This is a genomic window from Bradyrhizobium sp. MV1.5 (genome assembly GCF_055807615.1).
Genome location: NZ_JBVVPL010000061.1, coordinates 1 through 17,622, shown reverse-complemented (window position 1 = coordinate 17,622; position 17,622 = coordinate 1). Strand labels below are relative to the sequence as shown.

Sequence of the window (17,622 nt, the reverse complement as noted above, 5' to 3'; positions counted from 1 at the left end):
CGGGCGCGATTCCCGTCGCGCCCTTCTCTCAGGTACGAGGTACTCCCATGGCCGTTGGTAAGGTTTCTGACACCGATTTCGAAGCCGAAGTGCTCAAGGCAAACGGCCCCGTGGTCGTCGATTTCTGGGCCGAATGGTGCGGCCCCTGCCGGATGATCGCACCCGCGCTCGACGAGATCGCCGGCGCGATGGGCGACAAGGTCAAGATCGTGAAGCTCAACGTCGACGAGAGCCCGAAGACCGCGTCGAAATATGGCGTGATGTCGATCCCGACCCTGATGATCTTCAAGGGCGGCGAGATGGCCTCCCGCCAGGTCGGCGCAGCGCCGAAGGCGAAGTTGCAGCAGTGGATCACCTCCGCGGTCTGATCCGCCTCGCGGAAGAATATTTTTGGAAGCGGCCGGCTAAAGCCGGCCGTTTTGCGTTGATGGGACATGTCCAGCGTATGATGAGTCCCGCCTGTTGCCTCCTCCTCCCGCAAAGCGCGCGCGAAAGTCGGCCTCTCTCATGGCGATGGAGGCGCGGTCGGTCGACGCGATCCCGCGCGGCAAGGAATGGCAATACGAGCCGAAATGGGATGGCTTCCGCTGCCTGCTGTCGCGCAACGGCGGCAGCATTGATCTGCGCTCAAAATCCGGCGAAGACCTCGCGCGCTATTTCCCCGAGATCGTCGCCGCAGCACTGAGGCTAAGGGCGGATCGCTTCGCGCTCGACGGCGAGATCGTCGTGCCGCACGGCAAGGGCTTTTCCTTCGACGCGCTGCTGCAACGCATTCACCCTGCGGCGAGCCGCGTGAAGAAACTCTCGGAGGAAACACCGGCGCTCTATCTCGCCTTCGATTTGCTTGCGACGGCCAGGGAGAAGCAGCTTGCCGGACAGCCGCTGAGCGAGCGGCGCCCGGCGCTGGAAGCGTTTGCCAAAGCCAATCTGAAAGGCAGCGTCTTCCGCCTCTCCCCGGTGACGACGAGCTATGCCATTGCGAAAAAATGGCTGGCGCAATCTGGCGGCGGCTCGGACGGCGTCATCGCCAAGCGCGTCGACCTGCCCTACCAGGCGGGAAATCGCGACGGCATGCAGAAGATCAAGAAATTCCGCAGCGCCGATTGCGTGGTCGGCGGCTTCCGCTATGCGACCAACAAGCTCGCCGGCCGGAAGGTGGTGGGATCGCTGCTGCTTGGGCTCTACGATGACGAAGGTCTCCTTCATCATGTCGGCTTCACCTCGGCGATCAAGGCGACGGAAAAGCCTGACCTGACCGATCGACTGGAGGCGCTGATCGGCGAGCCAGGATTCACCGGCAACGCGCCGGGCGGGCCGAGCCGCTGGTCCACCGAGCGCTCGGCCAAGTGGTGTCCGCTCAAGCCGAAGCTGGTGATCGAGGTCTGCTACGACCATTTCAGCGGCGAGCGCTTTCGCCACGGCACCTCGATCCTGCGCTGGCGCCCCGACAAGGCCCCGCGGCAATGCAGCTTCGAGCAGCTGAAGCAGAAAGCGGTGGATCCGATGAAGCTGCTGAAACAACCGTAGCCGGTAGCCCGGATGGAGCGCAGCGCAATCCGGGGCCGTCGTCATTGGTGGCACGATTCCCGGATTGCGCTTCGCTCCATCCAGGCTACGAAGCGAACTATCCGATCCATCCCGTCGCCAGCGCGTTCGCCAGCTCCGGGTGGCCATTGCGGCGAGCGAGCGCGGCCATCGCCTCGTGATCGTAGACGACATGGCGGAACGTGACCCGCCAGGCGCCATCGGTCAGCTCGAGGATCGCATAGCGTGCGTGCGGCGTACCGGCCTCCACAACATGCGGGAACGGATGCTTGTCACGAAAGCCGGGGCCGCCGACGCTGCCGGGATTGACGATCAGCCTTCCGTCGCGAAGTCGTACGGCACGGGCGAGATGGGTGTGGGCGCACAGGATCAGCGTTTGCGTGATGCCTTGCGCAAATTGCTCGATGCGATCGAGCGGCGACAGCGCCACCGCGCCGTCCGGATGCACGGTATCGAGCCAGTAGACCTCGTCATTGTCGGGCGTCGCATGACACATGAAAACCTGATCGCGAAAGACGCGTGTCATCGGTTGCGCGCGTAGCCAGTCGAGTTGCGCAGCATTGAGCTGCGCATGGGCCGGGCGATCCCACGAGCCCATCTTCTCCGGCGGACGATCGAGCAGATAGCGGTCGTGATTGCCGAGCACGTGCACGGCATCGAGCTTCATCAATATCTCAATGGTCCGGCGCGCATCGAGCGGGCCGCTGAGCATGTCGCCGAGATTGACGATGCCGGAGATGGCTTGCGCGCGGATGTCGGCGAGCACAGCTTCCAGCGCGAGGTAATTTCCGTGGACGTCGGCAATCGCGGCAAAACGCATGGGCATTTCTCACTCTATCGTGCCCCGGACGCAGCGCAGCGCTTCTTCAGCGGTGCGCTGCAGAGCCGGGGCCCATGTTGCGGCATTCTGGGTCCCGGCTCTGCGTCGCGTCATTTCATGCCGCGCCGCGTCCGGGACACGAGACCCTCTATACAGGAGGCGTGCCGTTGATGGCGAGCACGTGGCCGGCGAGATAGAGCGAACCGGTGATCAGGATGCGCGGCGGCACTTCGTAAGCGAGCTTCGCCAGGGCGCGCAGTGCGGCCTCGATGCCGGGCGCGGGCTCGACGCGCATACCGAGGCTGCGGGCGGCATCGGTGAGACGGTCGACCGGCATGGCGTTGTCGGTGTCGGGAATCGGCACCGCGATGATGTGACGGGTCAGACCGGCGAAATTGGCGAGAAAACCTTTCGCATCCTTGTTGGCCATCATGCCTGCGATCACGACCAGCGGCCGCGACACCCGCTCTTCGAGATCGCCGAGCGCGGCCGCCGCGACGCGGCCGCCTTCCGCATTATGGCCGCCGTCGAGCCAGATCTCCGAGCCCTGGGGGCCGAGAGCGAGCAGCTCGCCCGAAGCGATGCGCTGCATCCGTGCCGGCCATTCCGCACCGACGATCCCGGCCTCGAATGCCGCCTGGTTGATCTTGAAGGCGTTGGTGGCCCGCAACGTCGCGATGGCGAGGCCGGCATTGTCGAACTGGTGGCGGCCGAACAGGCGCGGCGCCGCGAGATCCATCAAGCCGCGCTCATCGGAATAAACCAGCCGCCCGTTCTCGACATTGACGTGCCAGCTCTCGCCCGCGGCAAACAACGGGGCGCGCATGCGCTTGGCCTGCGCCTCGATCACAGCCATCGCCTCAGCCGGCTGTTCGGCGCAAACCACGGGCACGCCGCGCTTGATGATCGCGGCCTTTTCGCCAGCGATCGACGTCAAGGTGTCGCCGAGGAAATCCATGTGATCCATGCTGACGGGCGTGATCACGCAGGCCGCCGGTGTATCGACTACGTTGGTTGAATCCAGCCGGCCGCCAAGGCCCACCTCCAGCAGAACCACATCGGCCGGGTTCTGCGCGAACAGATGAAACGCAGCCGCCGTCTTGAGCTCGAACAAGGTGGCCGGCTCGCCGGCATTGAGACGCTCGACCTCTTCCAGCGCCGCGCGCAACTCGTCGTCACCGACCAGCACGCCGCCACCGACGCGACCGAGCCGGAAACATTCGTTGATGCGAACGAGATAGGGCGATGTATAGGCGTGGACGCGCAGGCCGGCGGCTTCCAGCGTCGCGCGCAGATAAGCCAGCGTCGAGCCCTTGCCGTTGGTACCGGCGATGTGGATCACCGGCGGCAGCTTGCGCTCGGGATGACCGAGCCGCTCGAGCAGGCGGTGCATCCGCTCCAGCCCGAGATCGATGCGCTTCTGATGCAGGGCCGACAGCCGCCCGATCAATTCGTCGAGCGGCGGCTTTGCGCGGTCAGAGGAAGCGTTCACGCGTGCGGCGCGGTCGGCGCCGTTTCGGGAGCCGATACGATCTGCGCCGGGCTCACGACCGGCTGCACCGGTTTCGAGGCGGTCTCAAGCGCCGGCGCCCTGGTCAACAGGCGGCAGAGCCGCGCCAGGGTCGGGCGCAATTCGTGGCGGTGCACGACCATGTCGACCATGCCGTGCTCCTTGAGATATTCGGCGCGCTGAAAACCCTCGGGGAGTTTTTCGCGAATGGTCTGCTCGATCACGCGCGCGCCGGCAAAACCGATCAGCGCGCCCGGTTCAGCGATCTGCACGTCGCCGAGCATCGCATAGGACGCGGTGACGCCGCCCGTGGTCGGGTTGGTCAGCACGACGATGTAGGGCTGTTTTGCTTCACGCAGCATCTGCACCGCGACCGTGGTGCGCGGCATCTGCATCAGCGACAGGATGCCTTCCTGCATGCGCGCGCCGCCTGAGGCGGCGAACACGATGAAGGGTGACTTCTTCTCGACCGCAAGCTCGAGCCCGCGCACGATGGCTTCGCCCGCGGCCATGCCGAGCGAGCCGCCCATGAAGTCGAAATCCTGCACGGCGACGACGACGGCGGCACCTTCGAGCTTGCCGTAGCCGACCTTGATCGCGTCGTTCAGATTGGTCCGTGCGCGAGCATCCTTGATGCGGTCGGCGTACTTCTTCTCGTCACGGAACTTGAGCGGGTCGGGCGTGACGTCAGGCAGTGCGACGTCGTACCAGGTCTCGTTGTCGAAAATCGACTTCAGACGCGCCACCGCGTTCATGCGCATATGATAGTTCGAGCCGGGAATGACGAACTGGTTGGCCTCGACGTCCTTGTAGAACACGAGCTGTCCGGAATCCGGGCACTTGATCCACAGATTCTCCGGCGTCTCCCGCCGCAGCATGTTGCGGATCTTCGGCCGGACCACATTGGTAAGCCAGTTCATGGTTTGCTCCGATGTGCGATCCCGCCCGGGGACCACCTGAAGGGATATATGGCGGCCGGGACCCGGCCCGGCAAGCCGCCGTATCGTCCGCCTTGCTCGTCGGACTTGGCAGCGGAATTAAGGCTATTCCGCCGCCTGTTGCGCGCCTTTGACGCCCTGGGCCAGTGCCGCCGTCAGCTCAGCGACGGCGTTGACGGTTTTGCCGGTGGCGCGCCCGTCCGCATCGAGGCTGTTCTTGAGGGCATCGACCAGCGCGGTGCCGACCACGGCGCCATTGGCATGCGAAGCAATCGCGCGGGCATTCTCCGGCGTGCGGATACCGAAGCCGACGCAGACCGGCAGTTTTGTGTGCCGCTTGATGCGGGCAACTGCCTCGCCGACGGCCGTGGAGTCCGCAGCCGCCGCGCCGGTGATGCCGGTGATCGCGACGTAGTAGACGAAGCCCGAGGTGTTGGCGAGCACGGCCGGCAGTCGCTTGTCGTCGGTGGTCGGCGTCGCCAGGCGGATGAAATTGAGGCCGGCCTTCATCGCGGGCAGGCAGAGCTCGTCGTCCTCTTCCGGCGGCAGGTCGACGATGATGAGGCCGTCGATGCCGGCACTCTTCGCATCGACCAGGAATTTGTCGACGCCATAGATGTAGATCGGGTTGTAGTAGCCCATCAGCACGATCGGCGTGGCGTTGTCGTCCTTGCGGAAGCCGCGCACGAGATCGAGCGTCTTCTTCAGCGTCATGCCGGCCTTGAGGGCGCGCAGGCCTGCCGCCTGGATCGAGGGACCGTCGGCCATCGGATCGGTGAAGGGCATGCCGAGCTCGATCACATCGGCGCCCGCCTTCGGCAGCGCCTTGATGATCTCGAGCGAGGTCGCCGGATCGGGATCGCCGGCCATCACGAAGGTGACGAAGGCCGCGCGGCCGGCTTTCTTCAGGTCGGCGAAACGGGTGTCGATACGCGTGGTCACTTGCTCTTGCCCCTCAGGATGTCGCCGACCTGCGGGACGTCCTTGTCGCCGCGGCCGGAGAGGTTGACGACCATCAGGTGATCTTTCGTGCGCTTCGGCGCGAGCTCCATCACCTTGGCGATGGCATGTGCCGGTTCGAGCGCGGGGATGATGCCTTCCAGCTTCGACAGCAGCTGGAACGCTGCAAGCGCCTCGTCGTCGGTCGCGGAGAGATAGTTCACGCGACCGATCTCGTGCAGCCAGGAGTGTTCGGGGCCGATGCCGGGATAATCGAGGCCGGCGGAGATCGAATGCGCGTCCTGGATCTGGCCGTCGGCATCCATCAGGAGATAAGTGCGATTGCCGTGCAGCACGCCGGGACGGCCGCCCGCGATCGATGCCGCATGCAGTTGCGTCAGCCCGTGGCCCGCCGCTTCGACGCCGAAGATCTCGACGGTGGAATCGTCGAGGAACGGATGAAACAGGCCCATCGCGTTGGAGCCGCCGCCGATGCAGGCGACCAGCGAATCCGGCAGGCGGCCTTCGATCTCCTGCATCTGCGCCTTGGTCTCGTTGCCGATGATCGACTGGAAGTCGCGCACCAGCGTCGGATAGGGATGCGGACCCGCGACCGTGCCGATGCAGTAGAACGTGTTGTGCACGTTGGTGACCCAGTCGCGCAACGCCTCGTTCATGGCGTCCTTCAGCGTGCGCGTGCCCGACTGCACCGGGACCACCGTTGCGCCCAGCATCTCCATGCGGATGACGTTGGGTTGCTGCCGCTCGACGTCGACGGCGCCCATGTAGACGATGCATTCCAGGCCGAAGCGCGCGCACAGCGTCGCGGTGGCGACACCGTGCTGGCCGGCGCCGGTCTCGGCGATGATGCGCTTCTTGCCCATCCGCCGCGCCAGCATGATCTGGCCGAGCACGTTGTTCACCTTGTGCGAGCCGGTGTGGTTGAGCTCTTCGCGCTTGAGATAGATTTTCGCGCCGCCGAGATGCTCGGTCAGGCGCTCGGCGAAATAGAGCGGCGAGGGCCGGCCGACATAATTCTTGAGATAGCCGTTCATCTCGATCTGGAAGGCCGGATCGGCCTTGGCCTCGGTGTAGGCTTTCTCCAGGTCGAGGATCAGCGGCATCAGGGTTTCGGCAACGAAGCGTCCGCCGAAAATGCCGAAATGGCCGCGCTCGTCGGGGCCGCTGCGATAGGAATTGGGTTTTACAACATTCATCGGACGCTCAACTCTTGACTTGCATCTTGGCTTGCGCGCGCGGCGCGAATGAAGGCCTTGATCATCTCGGGGTCCTTCACGCCCGGGGCGGTCTCGACACCGGAGGAGACGTCGACGCCGCCGGCGCGGGTCACGCGAACGGCTTCGGCGACGTTCCCTGCATGCAGCCCGCCCGAAACCATATACGGCAGCGCGAGCTCCAGGTTTCCGAGCAGATGCCAATCGAACGGGGCACCGAGGCCGCCCGGCCGCGTCGCGTCCTTCGGCGCGCGTGCGTCGAACAGGATGCGTTCGGCCACCTCTGCGTAACCGGGCAACACCGCGAGATCGGCTGACGTTGCGACCGGCACGACCTTCATCACCGGGCGACCGAACCGCCGCTTGATGTCGCGCAGCCGCGCCACGCTCTCCGTGCCATGAAGCTGGAAGATATCCGGCGACAGCGCGTCCATGATGTTGTCGAGCGTGGCATCGTCGGCATCGACGGTGAGCGCGACCCTGAGCGCGCGCCGCTTCACCTGCTTGCCGAGCTCCCGGCCGGCTTCCAGCGACAAATGCCGCGGCGACGGCGGGAAGAACACGAAGCCCACCATGTCGGCACCCGCATCGAGCGCCGTTTCGAGCGTCTCGGGCGTGGACAGGCCGCAGATTTTGACGAGCAGGGACATGTTCTCGACGGATATGGGCTCAAAGCAACTGGAGGCCGCAGGTCCGCGGCCGGAAAACGGGCTTTTCGGCTTCGGCCGCTTCTACAACGTCGCGCGCTGCTTGTCTCGCCCGACGGGCCCGTAAAGCCCCATCCCGGAGGGAACGGGGAGGCGCTGGGACTCAGGCCTTGCTGCGGGCGCATGGGCTCGCAGATCGGCCAGCTCGCCTCGCGCGGCCCGGGCATCCGCGTCGTGCCGTCGCGCCGCACGCCGCCAGTGCCGCTGCCCGAACCAGACGGCACAACCGCCGACGATGACCCCGAGCGCAGCCACCACGATCAGGAGCAGGAACAGCGGCAGCGTGACCGACAATGACGGGTCGTTGGAAACGAAGGGATCGAACGAGACCGTGACGAATTGCCGGTTGGCGACGGCAAAGACCACCAGGACCAGGCCCAGCGGAATTACGACCAGCGCGGTCAGGAATTTTCGCATCTCGGCTCGCTCGCCTTGAATCAAGGTTGCGGCCGCATCACTGGCGACCGCGGGAAACCCTGAGGTGGACCTCAGTCTGGCGCGCCTGGATCCGGGTGGTCGCGATTCAGCCGTTCGCGCATTTCCTTGCCGGTCTTGAAGAACGGAACGCTCTTCTGATCGACAGGCACATGGGCGCCGGTGCGCGGATTGCGCCCTGCGCGCGCAGGGCGATGCTTGACCGAGAAGGCACCGAAGCCGCGCAACTCGACGCGGTCACCGCGCGCGAGAGCCGCTACGATCTCTTCGAGAATCGCATTCACAATGTTCTCGACATCCCGCTGGTACAGATGCGGGTTGTGCTCGGCGATACGCTGAACAAGTTCGGATTTGATCATCGAGAGATAGGACCCGGGAGCGTGCGGACGACCATTTCCGTGAAAATACCGTGATCTGTCAAGACGCTAAATGAAGGTTGAGCGTCGCGAAAATACGTGACAAATGCCGAAAAAGCGGGCTGACCCTGCACGCGCCCAACGGGAAAACCCTCCGGAGCTCGCCCGGCGCCGGTCAGTTCGATGCCGCCGGCTGCCACAAAGCCAGCATTCCATCCATTCCGAGCCGATCGACCGCCTGCACGACGCCGGTTTGTCCGATTTGATGCGCAATCGAGCCTAAACCCAGTGCTTCCAGCGTCACTGCGGCCGCCGTCTTGAGGAACGGCAGATCGCTGAAGCGCGGCTGCAGCTTGTAATCGCGCACGGAGAGCCCCTTCTTGACGCCCTTCTGCTCGACCAGCCAGGCCACGGCGGTCTTCTCGTCGCCGATCTGGTCGATCAGCTTGAGATCGATGGCCTGACGTCCGGTGAAGACACGGCCATCAACCACTTTCTCGAGCTGCGTGTCATCCATGCCACGCCGGTCCTTCACCAATCCCTTGAACCAGGCATAGGAATCCTTCACCAGCGCGTCGAGCGCGGCCCGTGCCTCGGGGCTGGTTGGCTCGAAACCGTTGGGCGCGGCCTTCAGCGGCGTTGATTTTACCTCCTCGACCTTGACGCCGACGGTCTTCAACAGCTCCGAGACGTTCGGAAACTGGAACAGCACGCCGATCGAGCCGACCAGCGAGCTCTGCTGGGCGATGATGTGATCGCTGGCAATCGCGGTGATGTAGCCGCCCGAGGCGGCGAGGCCTTCGACGACGACGACGAGCGGCTTCTTTGCCTTCACCCGTACAAGCGAATCATAGAGCTGCTCGGAGCCGGCGGTGGTGCCGCCCGGCGAGTTGATGTGGACGATGACGGCGGCAGCCTGCGAATTCTCCAGCCGTTCGAGCGCCTGCGTGCGGTCGGAATCGCTGCGGATCAGGCCGTCGATCTGGACCCGTGCGATCGAGCCGGCGGACGCGAACGTGCCGCGCGCACCCGGCGTCGCGACCAGCGCGAAGCCTGCGATCGCCGCGATCGCGATCAGCGCGGCCAATACGCGCCAGAACGTCAGCTTGCGGCGGATCCTGCGGCGATCGACAATGATGTCCGAATCGAGCGACATCTCAATATCTCCAAATGAAAGGCCAGGCGCGTTGTGCCGTCGCAGCGTCACCGTTGACTTATCTGGATACATCAATTGCGGCGCAATTAGAAGAAAACAAGGCCCTGCCGCGTAACCCGGATGGAGTCCGTAGCCCGGATGGAGCGAAGCGCAATCCGGGAAAATCCCGCCGGCGCACGAATCCCGGATTGGCTTCGCTCCATCCAGGCTACGGCCTCAACAACAAAAAAGCCCCGGCTCGCGCCGGGGCTTTGATGCAGCGAAACCTGCGTTTCGCTTACTTGGTGTCGCGGTTCTTGAGCGCGGTGCCGAGGATGTCGCCGAGCGTAGCTCCCGAATCGGAGGAGCCGTACTGCGCGATGGCTTCCTTCTCTTCGGCGACTTCGAGCGCCTTGATCGACACCTGGACCTTGCGGGCCTTCTTGTCGAACTGGATCACGCGGGCATCGACCTTCTCGCCGACGGCGAAGCGTTCGGCGCGCTGATCGTTGCGGTCGCGGGCGAGTTCCGAGCGCTTCACGAAGGTGGTGAAGTCGGTACCGGTGATCTTCACCTCGATGCCGCTCTCCTTCACGTCGATCACTTCGCAGGTCACGACCGCGCCCTTCTTGACATCGCCCGGCTCGGCGAAGGGGTCGCCTTCGAGCTGCTTGATGCCAAGCGAGATGCGCTCCTTCTCGACGTCCACATCGAGCACCACGGCCTTGACCATGTCGCCCTTCTTGTAGTTGTCGATCACCTGCTCGCCCGGCTGCTTCCAGTCGAGGTCGGAGAGATGGACCATGCCGTCGACGTCGCCCTCGAGGCCCAGGAACAGACCGAACTCGGTCTTGTTCTTGACCTCGCCCTCGACCGTCGAACCGGTCGGGTGACCTTCGACGAAGACCTCCCACGGGTTGCGCATGGTCTGCTTGAGGCCGAGCGAGATGCGGCGCTTGACGGAATCGACTTCCAGCACCTGCACTTCGACTTCCTGCGAGGTCGAAACGATCTTGCCGGGGTGCATATTTTTCTTGGTCCACGACATCTCGGAGACGTGGATCAGGCCTTCGATGCCCGGCTCGAGCTCGACGAACGCGCCGTAGTCGGTGATGTTGGTGACGCGACCGGTGAAGCGGGCACCCAGCGGGTACTTGGCTTCGATGCCCTGCCACGGATCGTCCAACAGCTGCTTCATGCCCAGCGAGATGCGGTGCGTCTCGTGGTTGATCTTGATGATCTTGACCTTCACGGTCTGGCCGATCGAGAGCACCTCGGTCGGATGGTTGACGCGGCGCCACGCGATATCGGTGACGTGCAGCAGACCATCGATGCCGCCGAGATCAACGAACGCACCGTAATCGGTGATGTTCTTGACCACGCCGTCGATGACCTGACCTTCTTCGAGGTTCTGCACCAGCTCCTGACGCTGCTCGGCGCGGGTCTCTTCGAGAACGGTGCGGCGGGACACCACGATGTTGCCGCGGCGACGGTCCATCTTGAGGATCTGGAACGGCTGCGAGTTGTTCATCAGCGGCGCAACGTCGCGGATCGGACGGATATCGACCTGCGAACGCGGCAGGAAGGCCACGGCACCGTCGAGGTCGACGGTGAAGCCGCCCTTGACCTGGTTGAAGATGACGCCGTTGACCTTCTCGTTGTTCTGGAAGGCCTTCTCGAGCTTGCCCCAGCTCTCTTCGCGGCGCGCCTTGTCGCGCGACAGCACGGCTTCGCCGAGGGCGTTCTCGATCCGGTCGAGGAACACTTCCACCTCGTCGCCGACCTTGAGCTCGCTGTCGCGGCCCGGGCCGGAAAATTCGCGCAGGGCAACGCGGCCCTCGGTCTTCAGACCGACGTCGATGACGGCCATGTCCTTTTCGATTGCAACAACCTTGCCCTTGATGACGGAGCTTTCCTGCAGGTTGCCGCCTGCGAAGGACTCGTCGAGCATCGCGGCGAAATCGTCGCGCGACGGGCTATAGGTATCAGCAGAAGTCGAAGCCATTTGTTCTCCAGTTGCGGATGTCGTGCCGGCCGTTGGGTTCTTGGGCGCATCGTACGCGCAGTGTCGGAAGGTCCGCAGAACCTTCGAGCGACCGCTCGCTGCTCCGACCTGGAGGGCGGAACAGCGGAAGCGGGCCGGCTGAGGCCCGCGCGTGCGATACGTGGAAATCTTTTGTCCGGAGCCTGGATCGCGTCGGCCCCAAGCAGGGACCGAGAGTATCGACCTCAAAGAGCGGGAGCGGGCGCTTCCTCCAATGACGGCAGCGGCTTAACCCCGCGACCGGCCCGCTCGGACGGCCTCGATAATGTCGATGGCGGCCCGGACGCCGCCTTCTATATCCAGTTGGGAGTTATCTAGCAAGTAAGCATCCGCGGCCGGTTTTAAAGGCGCAATCGCCCGGTTCTTGTCGCGTTCGTCGCGCTGGATGATGTCGGCAAGCACGGCGGCCTCGTCGGCCTCCTCGCCCCGTGCCTTGGCCTCCATGGTCCGGCGGCGGGCACGGACCTTGGGGTCGGCGACGACGAATATCTTCACGTCGGCATGGGGGCAGATCACTGTTCCAATATCCCGCCCATCGAGCACGGCGCCGGGCGGATCGGCGGCGAATTGTCGCTGAAAGTTGATCAGGGCCTCGCGCACCCTTGGGATCGCCGAGACGATGGAGGCGCCCTCGCCGGCCTTCTGGGTCTTCAGGGCGGGATTGCCAAACTTTTCGGGATCGAGTTCCAGCGCCGCAGCGACCGCTGCCGCCTCGTCCCGGAGATCATGACCGGACTGCATCAGGGAATAGGCCACCGCGCGATAGATCACGCCGGTATCAAGATGACGGTAGCCGTAATGGTGGGCTAGGCGCTTGCCGAGGGTGCCCTTGCCCGACGCCGCGGGCCCGTCGATGGCGATGATCATGAAAACTCAGCCCCAAGCGAACGCATCATCGGGATGAAATCCGGAAAACTGGTGGCGATGAAGGCGGTGTCATCGACGGTCACCGGCTGGTCGGAAGCGCAGCCCATCACCAGCGCGGACATCGCGATGCGATGGTCCATGTGGGTGGCCACAACGCCGCCGCCGGGCACGTGGCCGCGGCCTTCGACGATTAAATCGTCGCCGGAGACCTCGACCTTCACGCCGTTGACGCGGAGCATGGCGGCAGTGGCTTCGAGACGGTCGGATTCCTTGACGCGCAGCTCCTGGAGGCCGCGCATGATGGTCGTACCCTCGGCGAAGGCGGCCGCCACCGCCAGCACCAGATATTCGTCGATCATCGACGGTGCGCGCTCCGGCGGCACTTCGACACCGCGCAGTTTCGAGGCGCGTACGCGCAGCTTCGCCATCGGCTCGCCGGCGTCGCCGCGAACTTCACTTTCCTCGATCGAAGCACCCATTTCGCGCAGCGTGGTGAAAAGACCGGTCCGCAGCGGATTGGTCATGACATCGGACAGGACGATTTCGGAGCCTTCGACGATCAGCGCAGCAACGATGGGGAACGCCGCCGACGAGGGATCGGCGGGCACGACCACATTGGCACCATGCAGCTCAGGCTGCCCCACGAGCGTGATACGGCGGCCGTGCTGACCTTCCCGTACCGAGGTGATCTCGGCGCCGAAATGCTTGAGCATCAGCTCGGTGTGGTCGCGACTGGCCTCGGTCTCGATGACGGTCGTGGCGCCCGGCGCGGCCAAGCCCGCGAGCAGCACGGCGGATTTGATCTGGGCCGAGGCGACCGGGGTCTTGTAGGTGATCGGCAGCGGATCGCGCGCACCCTGGACGGTCAGCGGCAGACGGCCGCCCTCGCCACCGGAGACCACCTTCGCACCCATCTTTTCGAGAGGGTCCAGGATCCGGCGCATGGGCCGGCTCCGCAGCGAGGCATCGCCGTCGAAAATCGCAGAGATCGGGCAGCCCGCGACGGCGCCCATGACGAGCCGGCAGCCGGTGCCGGAGTTGCCGAAATCCAGCGGCGCTTTGGGCTCCGCGAAGCCCGCGACCCCCACGCCGTTCACCTTCCAGGCGAAATCTCCGGTGCGCTCGACCCTGGCGCCGAGCGCCTGCATGGATTTTGCGGTGTTAAGGACGTCCTCGCCCTCCAGGAGGCCCGAAATCCGCGTCTCTCCGATTGCGAGCGCGCCGAGGATGAGAGCACGGTGGGAGATCGACTTGTCTCCGGGCACCCGTACTTTCCCGGTCAGGGGACCGCTGGCGCGCGATTGGAGCGGCGTCGGCTTGTCGGAATCGGTCAAGTTTGTGTCCTTGGATAGGCCCGAAACGTCCCTGTGGGACTCGCGGGGCAGGTACCACACGGTCTCCCCGCCGTCACGGGCATGTCGTTCTCCCGCAATGCGCTATTGACAGCGGGCCGCCAACTAGCCAAGTGAAGCACCGCTTTTCAGACATTTCCAGGATTCCTCTGCCGTGGCCAAGTCCGAACTCGGAACTAAACGTATTTGCCCGACCACGGGCAAAAAGTTCTATGACCTCAACAAGAATCCGGTGATCTCGCCTTATACCGGTGAAGTCGTGCCGATCGCGCCCATCGCGCCGGCTCGCGCGCCCCGTGGCGCCGAAGCCCGTCACGCAGCCGCTGCCGCCGACGCCACGCCGGAGCCGGCGGAGGTCGAGGAGGTCTCGCTCGAGGAGGCCGACGCCGAGGAGAACACCGGTAAGGTCAAGGCCGTCGTGCCCGAATCCGAGGACGACATCGAAGTCGATGAGACCATCGAGGACGATGACGACGACGATTCGACCTTTATCGCCGACGACGAAGAAGGCGATGAGGACGTGACCGACATCATTGGTGATGTCGGCGGTGACGAAGAGACTTGAGATAATTCCAGAACTGTGGTTCTGGGTCTTTCCCGACGCGTCGCCCAAGGCGCGTCGGACGGTTAAGGGGCCATAGCTCAGCTGGGAGAGCGCTTGCATGGCATGCAAGAGGTCGGCGGTTCGATCCCGCCTGGCTCCACCACGCTTCGCCCTTCGGGCTCCGCGTGGCGCAGCCGCGCACAGCCCGAAGGGCGAAGCGTGGTGTCCGGCGAAGCCCGAAGGGCGAAGACGGACTGGTGAGACTCCCACGCAGCGGCTGCCCAGGCGATAATCGTCAATGTGGTACGTCTACATCCTCCGCAGCATCGAATTTCCCGAGCAGGAATACGTTGGGGCTACGGAAGATCTGAAGCGCCGGATTCCAGAGCACAATGCTGGCAAATCCACCCACACCGCCAAGTTCAAGCCTTGGAAGCTGATCTGGTACTGCGCCTTCCCCGACAAGTACAAGGCGCTCGCTTTTGAAGCGTACCTGAAGTCCCACTCCGGCCGAGCCTTCACAAAGAAGCGGCTGTCCTAAGCACGCCCCCCTACTCCCCGATCACCGCATTCAGCCGATCACGCAACGCCACAATCTCGTCCTTCATCGCGACCAGTTCCGAGACCGAGCAGTCCGAGGCCGCCAGGATCGATTGCGGCACGGCGCGCGCCTTGTCCTTCAGGGCCTGGCCCTGCGGCGTCAATGCGATCAGCACCTGACGTTCGTCCTCGCTCGAGCGCGTGCGCTTGACGAGGTGGGCCGCCTCGAGCCGCTTGAGCAGCGGCGTCAGCGTGCCCGAATCCAGGAACAGCTTTTCGCCGATGTCCTTGACCGGCACGTCGTCGCGCTCCCACAGCACCAGCATCACCAGGTATTGCGGATAGGTCAGGCCGAGCCGGTCCAGCAGCGGCTTGTAGACGCGGTTGAAGGCATGCGCGGCCGAATAGATCGCGAAGCAGATCTGGTTGTCGAGGCGCAGCGGCGCGTCCGCTGCCGAATGTTTCCGGGGCATGGAGAATCTCACAGGACTTGCTTCCATTCTGGGGCCGGCCGTCGCCACATTCAATTGCGAACAATTAAATGTGAGGCGCCATAATTTCAATTGCGCGCAATCTAATTGCTTGCGATAAGGATCGCACCCCACCCGAAAACACAGGGAGACGAAAATGTCAGTGAACGTCCTCTACAAGACCAGCGCAAAGGCCACCGGCGGCCGCGACGGGCATGCTGCGACCCTCGATGGCGCGCTCGACGTCAAGCTCACCACGCCGAAGGAACTCGGCGGCGGAGGCGGCGCCGGCAACAATCCCGAGCAGCTGTTTGCGGCGGGCTATGCCGCCTGCTTCATCGGGGCGATGAAGTTCGTGTCCTCGCAGGGCGGCCCCAAGGTTCCGGCCGACGCCTCCGTGACCTCGACCGTCGGCATTGGCCCGCGCGCCGAGGGCGGCTTCGGTCTCGACATCGACCTTGCCGTCTCGCTGCCGGGCCTCGCCCGCGCGGAAGCCGAGGCGCTGGTCGAGAAGGCGCACCAGGTGTGCCCCTATTCCAACGCGACGCGCGGCAATGTCGACGTTCGCCTGACGGTCGTCTGATCGGTTACGTGAAGCGGCCGGCCCGGGATCCCCCTCGGGCCGGCCGTTTCCCTTGATTTGCCATCCCGCGGGATGCGGCGAGAGGCCTGCATGACGCCCTACGCGGGAAGCCATTGCCGGCTCGGACGAACCTCGTTAGGCCTGTGATCAATGTCGACACAGGGGACGCGAAGGCATGACTGAAGCCGCCAGTTCTGGAGCCGCCACGGGTGCAATGAGCGGCCTGCGCGTCATCGATCTCACGCGCGTGCTCGGCGGTCCCTATTGCACCCAGATTCTCGCCGACCACGGCGCCGACGTGATCAAGGTCGAGCCGCCCGCAGGCGACGAGGTGCGCGACTGGGGCCCTCCCTTCCACGAGGAGGACGCGGCCTATTTCATCGGCATCAACCGCAACAAGCGCTCGATCGGCCTCGACCTCGCCTCCGAGGGCGGCCGGACCGTGCTGCTCAAGATGCTGGAGAGCGCCGACGTCCTGATCGAGAACTTCAAGCCGGGCACGTTGGAGAAATGGGGCATCGGCAACGAGGTGTTGCGCGAGAAATTCCCGCGCCTCGTCCATTGCCGGATCTGCGGCTTCGGCGCCGACGGCCCGCGTGGCGGCAATCCCGGCTATGACGCCATCATCCAGGCCATGACCGGCATGATCGCGGCGACCGGCTCGCCCGAGAGCGGACCGATGCGGATCGGCGTGCCGCTGGTCGACATCGGCACCGGCCTCTATGCGGCGATCGGCATCTTGATGGCGCTGTCGGAGCGTCAGCGCTCGGGCCAGGGCCAGTTCCTGGAGACCACGCTGTACGAGACCGGTCTCGCCATCATGCATCCGCACACCGCGAATTATTTCATGCACGGCAAGCCGCCGGCGCTCACCGGCAACGAGCATCCCAACCTCGTGCCCTATGCGATCTTCCCGACCAAGACCGACAACATCTTCATCGGCGTCGGCAATGACGGCACCTTCCGCAAGCTCGCCAAGGAGATCGGCAAGCCCGAGCTCGGCACCGATCCGCGCTTTGCGCGCAACAAGGACCGCATCGCCAATCGCGAAGCGCTGCGGGCCGAGCTCGCCACCGTGTTCAGCCAGCACGAGGCCGAGCCGCTGTGCAATCGCCTGCTTGCCGCCGGCCTGCCCGCAGGCCCCGTGCAGAAGATCGACCAGGCGTTGACCAACCCGCACACGATCGCCCGCGGCGATATTATCGAGAAGGACTGGTACAAGGGCATGGCGTCGCCGATCCGGCTCGACCGCAGCAAGCCGAGCCTGCGTCGCCTGCCGCCGAAATTCAGCGAGCACGCGGCCGAGGTGCTCGGCGAATTCGGCTACACCAGGTCCGAGATTGACGTGATGGTGGAGCAGGGCACGGTCTGCGGACCCCAGCGCAAGCGCTGAGATAAGACGAAGATCGAGCCTCACCGTAGGTGCGCTCCCTCGCCCGCTTGCGGGAGAGGGTTGGGGAGAGGGTGTCTCCGCAACGGGACAATCCCCAAGCGGAGAGAGCCCTCACCCGCGCCTTCGGCGCGACCTCTCCCGCAAGCGAGGGCTTTGCTTAATTGGCCGAGCGGGAGTGAGGCTCGATGTGGGGCATTTTTTTGTGCGTG

19 protein-coding genes and 1 tRNA gene are annotated in these 17,622 nt (G+C 64.6%); 7 read left to right on the top strand and 13 right to left on the bottom strand.

What is annotated here, in order from left to right; translation table 11 throughout:
- Window positions 1-47: 47 nt before the first annotated feature.
- A complete protein-coding gene (gene trxA / locus AC0L2J_RS32390) occupies window positions 48-368 on the top strand; it encodes a thioredoxin (protein WP_007598398.1) in 321 nt (106 codons plus the stop codon).
- Between the two features lie 145 nt (window positions 369-513).
- Window positions 514-1,527: an ATP-dependent DNA ligase gene (locus AC0L2J_RS32385; protein WP_035973470.1), complete on the top strand. Its 1,014-nt coding sequence runs from the start codon at window positions 514-516 to the stop codon at window positions 1,525-1,527.
- Between the two features lie 97 nt (window positions 1,528-1,624).
- Here AC0L2J_RS32385 and AC0L2J_RS32380 read toward each other — a convergent pair whose 3' ends face one another.
- The 12 genes from AC0L2J_RS32380 to aroA form a co-directional block, all read right to left on the bottom strand.
- Window positions 1,625-2,365, bottom strand: coding sequence for a metallophosphoesterase family protein (locus AC0L2J_RS32380; RefSeq protein ID WP_007603938.1), 741 nt, complete (start codon window positions 2,363-2,365; stop codon window positions 1,625-1,627).
- A 148-nt stretch (window positions 2,366-2,513) separates the two neighbouring features.
- Window positions 2,514-3,857, bottom strand: a complete 1,344-nt coding sequence (locus tag AC0L2J_RS32375) for a bifunctional folylpolyglutamate synthase/dihydrofolate synthase (protein ID WP_007603939.1) — start codon at window positions 3,855-3,857, stop codon at window positions 2,514-2,516.
- Window positions 3,854-4,795, bottom strand: a complete 942-nt coding sequence (accD, locus tag AC0L2J_RS32370) for an acetyl-CoA carboxylase, carboxyltransferase subunit beta (RefSeq protein WP_007603940.1) — start codon at window positions 4,793-4,795, stop codon at window positions 3,854-3,856. The genes AC0L2J_RS32375 and accD overlap by 4 nt, the downstream gene beginning before the upstream one ends.
- 123 nt (window positions 4,796-4,918) lie before the next feature.
- Entirely contained in the window at window positions 4,919-5,755 is an 837-nt protein-coding gene (trpA, locus tag AC0L2J_RS32365; RefSeq protein ID WP_473395680.1) for a tryptophan synthase subunit alpha, read from the bottom strand.
- Window positions 5,752-6,969, bottom strand: a complete 1,218-nt coding sequence (gene trpB, locus AC0L2J_RS32360) for a tryptophan synthase subunit beta (RefSeq protein ID WP_063992182.1) — start codon at window positions 6,967-6,969, stop codon at window positions 5,752-5,754. The genes trpA and trpB overlap by 4 nt, the downstream gene beginning before the upstream one ends.
- On the bottom strand, window positions 6,966-7,637 hold the full coding sequence (locus tag AC0L2J_RS32355; protein WP_473395679.1) for a phosphoribosylanthranilate isomerase: 672 nt from the start codon (window positions 7,635-7,637) through the stop codon (window positions 6,966-6,968). Before AC0L2J_RS32355 ends, trpB begins: the two co-directional genes overlap by 4 nt.
- 81 nt (window positions 7,638-7,718) lie before the next feature.
- Window positions 7,719-8,111, bottom strand: coding sequence for a lipopolysaccharide assembly protein LapA domain-containing protein (locus tag AC0L2J_RS32350; RefSeq protein ID WP_007603944.1), 393 nt, complete (start codon window positions 8,109-8,111; stop codon window positions 7,719-7,721).
- Window positions 8,112-8,182: 71 nt separating this feature from the next.
- The gene (locus AC0L2J_RS32345) at window positions 8,183-8,488 is read right to left on the bottom strand and encodes an integration host factor subunit beta (RefSeq protein ID WP_007598410.1); all 306 of its coding nucleotides are present in this window, start codon (window positions 8,486-8,488) and stop codon (window positions 8,183-8,185) included.
- Window positions 8,489-8,660: 172 nt separating this feature from the next.
- Complete coding sequence (sppA, locus tag AC0L2J_RS32340) at window positions 8,661-9,641, bottom strand: signal peptide peptidase SppA (protein ID WP_007603945.1); 981 nt, start codon at window positions 9,639-9,641, stop codon at window positions 8,661-8,663.
- 277 nt (window positions 9,642-9,918) lie between these two features.
- On the bottom strand, window positions 9,919-11,625 hold the full coding sequence (gene rpsA / locus AC0L2J_RS32335; RefSeq protein ID WP_007598413.1) for a 30S ribosomal protein S1: 1,707 nt from the start codon (window positions 11,623-11,625) through the stop codon (window positions 9,919-9,921).
- Window positions 11,626-11,892: 267 nt separating this feature from the next.
- Window positions 11,893-12,531: a (d)CMP kinase gene (cmk, locus tag AC0L2J_RS32330; RefSeq protein ID WP_007603946.1), complete on the bottom strand. Its 639-nt coding sequence runs from the start codon at window positions 12,529-12,531 to the stop codon at window positions 11,893-11,895.
- Window positions 12,528-13,865 carry a 3-phosphoshikimate 1-carboxyvinyltransferase gene (aroA, locus tag AC0L2J_RS32325; protein WP_063992184.1) on the bottom strand — a complete coding sequence of 446 codons (1,338 nt, stop codon included), beginning with the start codon at window positions 13,863-13,865 and terminating at the stop codon, window positions 12,528-12,530. Before aroA ends, cmk begins: the two co-directional genes overlap by 4 nt.
- A gap of 172 nt (window positions 13,866-14,037) precedes the next feature.
- Here aroA and AC0L2J_RS32320 point away from each other — a divergent pair, with 172 nt between their 5' ends.
- The 3 genes from AC0L2J_RS32320 to AC0L2J_RS32310 all read left to right on the top strand — a co-directional run bounded on the left by AC0L2J_RS32320 (window position 14,038) and on the right by AC0L2J_RS32310 (window position 14,968).
- Window positions 14,038-14,448: a TIGR02300 family protein gene (locus AC0L2J_RS32320; protein WP_007598417.1), complete on the top strand. Its 411-nt coding sequence runs from the start codon at window positions 14,038-14,040 to the stop codon at window positions 14,446-14,448.
- Window positions 14,449-14,514: 66 nt separating this feature from the next.
- A tRNA-Ala gene (locus AC0L2J_RS32315) sits at window positions 14,515-14,590 on the top strand.
- A 135-nt stretch (window positions 14,591-14,725) separates the two neighbouring features.
- Window positions 14,726-14,968: a GIY-YIG nuclease family protein gene (locus AC0L2J_RS32310; protein WP_007603948.1), complete on the top strand. Its 243-nt coding sequence runs from the start codon at window positions 14,726-14,728 to the stop codon at window positions 14,966-14,968.
- A gap of 10 nt (window positions 14,969-14,978) precedes the next feature.
- Here AC0L2J_RS32310 and AC0L2J_RS32305 read toward each other — a convergent pair whose 3' ends face one another.
- Entirely contained in the window at window positions 14,979-15,440 is a 462-nt protein-coding gene (locus tag AC0L2J_RS32305; protein WP_473395678.1) for a MarR family winged helix-turn-helix transcriptional regulator, read from the bottom strand.
- 154 nt (window positions 15,441-15,594) lie between these two features.
- Here AC0L2J_RS32305 and AC0L2J_RS32300 point away from each other — a divergent pair, with 154 nt between their 5' ends.
- Together AC0L2J_RS32300 and AC0L2J_RS32295 are read left to right on the top strand one after the other, a co-directional pair.
- A complete protein-coding gene (locus AC0L2J_RS32300) occupies window positions 15,595-16,020 on the top strand; it encodes an organic hydroperoxide resistance protein (protein WP_063992186.1) in 426 nt (141 codons plus the stop codon).
- 175 nt (window positions 16,021-16,195) lie between these two features.
- Window positions 16,196-17,413 (top strand): CaiB/BaiF CoA transferase family protein, encoded by a 1,218-nt coding sequence (locus tag AC0L2J_RS32295; protein WP_473395677.1) that lies wholly within the window; start codon window positions 16,196-16,198, stop codon window positions 17,411-17,413.
- The last annotated feature ends 209 nt before the right edge of the window (window positions 17,414-17,622 follow it).

Bases quoted from the DNA above. Each gene is read 5' to 3' on its own strand.
- trpB (WP_063992182.1), bottom strand. From the start codon at position 6,969: ATGAATGTTGTAAAACCCAATTCCTATCGCAGCGGCCCCGACGAGCGC.
- AC0L2J_RS32385 (WP_035973470.1), top strand. From the start codon at position 514: ATGGAGGCGCGGTCGGTCGACGCGATCCCGCGCGGCAAGGAATGGCAA.
- accD (WP_007603940.1), bottom strand. From the start codon at position 4,795: ATGAACTGGCTTACCAATGTGGTCCGGCCGAAGATCCGCAACATGCTG.
- sppA (WP_007603945.1), bottom strand. From the start codon at position 9,641: ATGTCGCTCGATTCGGACATCATTGTCGATCGCCGCAGGATCCGCCGC.
- AC0L2J_RS32295 (WP_473395677.1), top strand. From the start codon at position 16,196: ATGACTGAAGCCGCCAGTTCTGGAGCCGCCACGGGTGCAATGAGCGGC.
- AC0L2J_RS32300 (WP_063992186.1), top strand. From the start codon at position 15,595: ATGTCAGTGAACGTCCTCTACAAGACCAGCGCAAAGGCCACCGGCGGC.
- AC0L2J_RS32310 (WP_007603948.1), top strand. From the start codon at position 14,726: ATGTGGTACGTCTACATCCTCCGCAGCATCGAATTTCCCGAGCAGGAA.
- AC0L2J_RS32345 (WP_007598410.1), bottom strand. From the start codon at position 8,488: ATGATCAAATCCGAACTTGTTCAGCGTATCGCCGAGCACAACCCGCAT.
- AC0L2J_RS32350 (WP_007603944.1), bottom strand. From the start codon at position 8,111: ATGCGAAAATTCCTGACCGCGCTGGTCGTAATTCCGCTGGGCCTGGTC.
- cmk (WP_007603946.1), bottom strand. From the start codon at position 12,531: ATGATCATCGCCATCGACGGGCCCGCGGCGTCGGGCAAGGGCACCCTC.
- trxA (WP_007598398.1), top strand. From the start codon at position 48: ATGGCCGTTGGTAAGGTTTCTGACACCGATTTCGAAGCCGAAGTGCTC.
- AC0L2J_RS32305 (WP_473395678.1), bottom strand. From the start codon at position 15,440: ATGCCCCGGAAACATTCGGCAGCGGACGCGCCGCTGCGCCTCGACAAC.
- rpsA (WP_007598413.1), bottom strand. From the start codon at position 11,625: ATGGCTTCGACTTCTGCTGATACCTATAGCCCGTCGCGCGACGATTTC.
- AC0L2J_RS32355 (WP_473395679.1), bottom strand. From the start codon at position 7,637: ATGTCCCTGCTCGTCAAAATCTGCGGCCTGTCCACGCCCGAGACGCTC.
- AC0L2J_RS32380 (WP_007603938.1), bottom strand. From the start codon at position 2,365: ATGCGTTTTGCCGCGATTGCCGACGTCCACGGAAATTACCTCGCGCTG.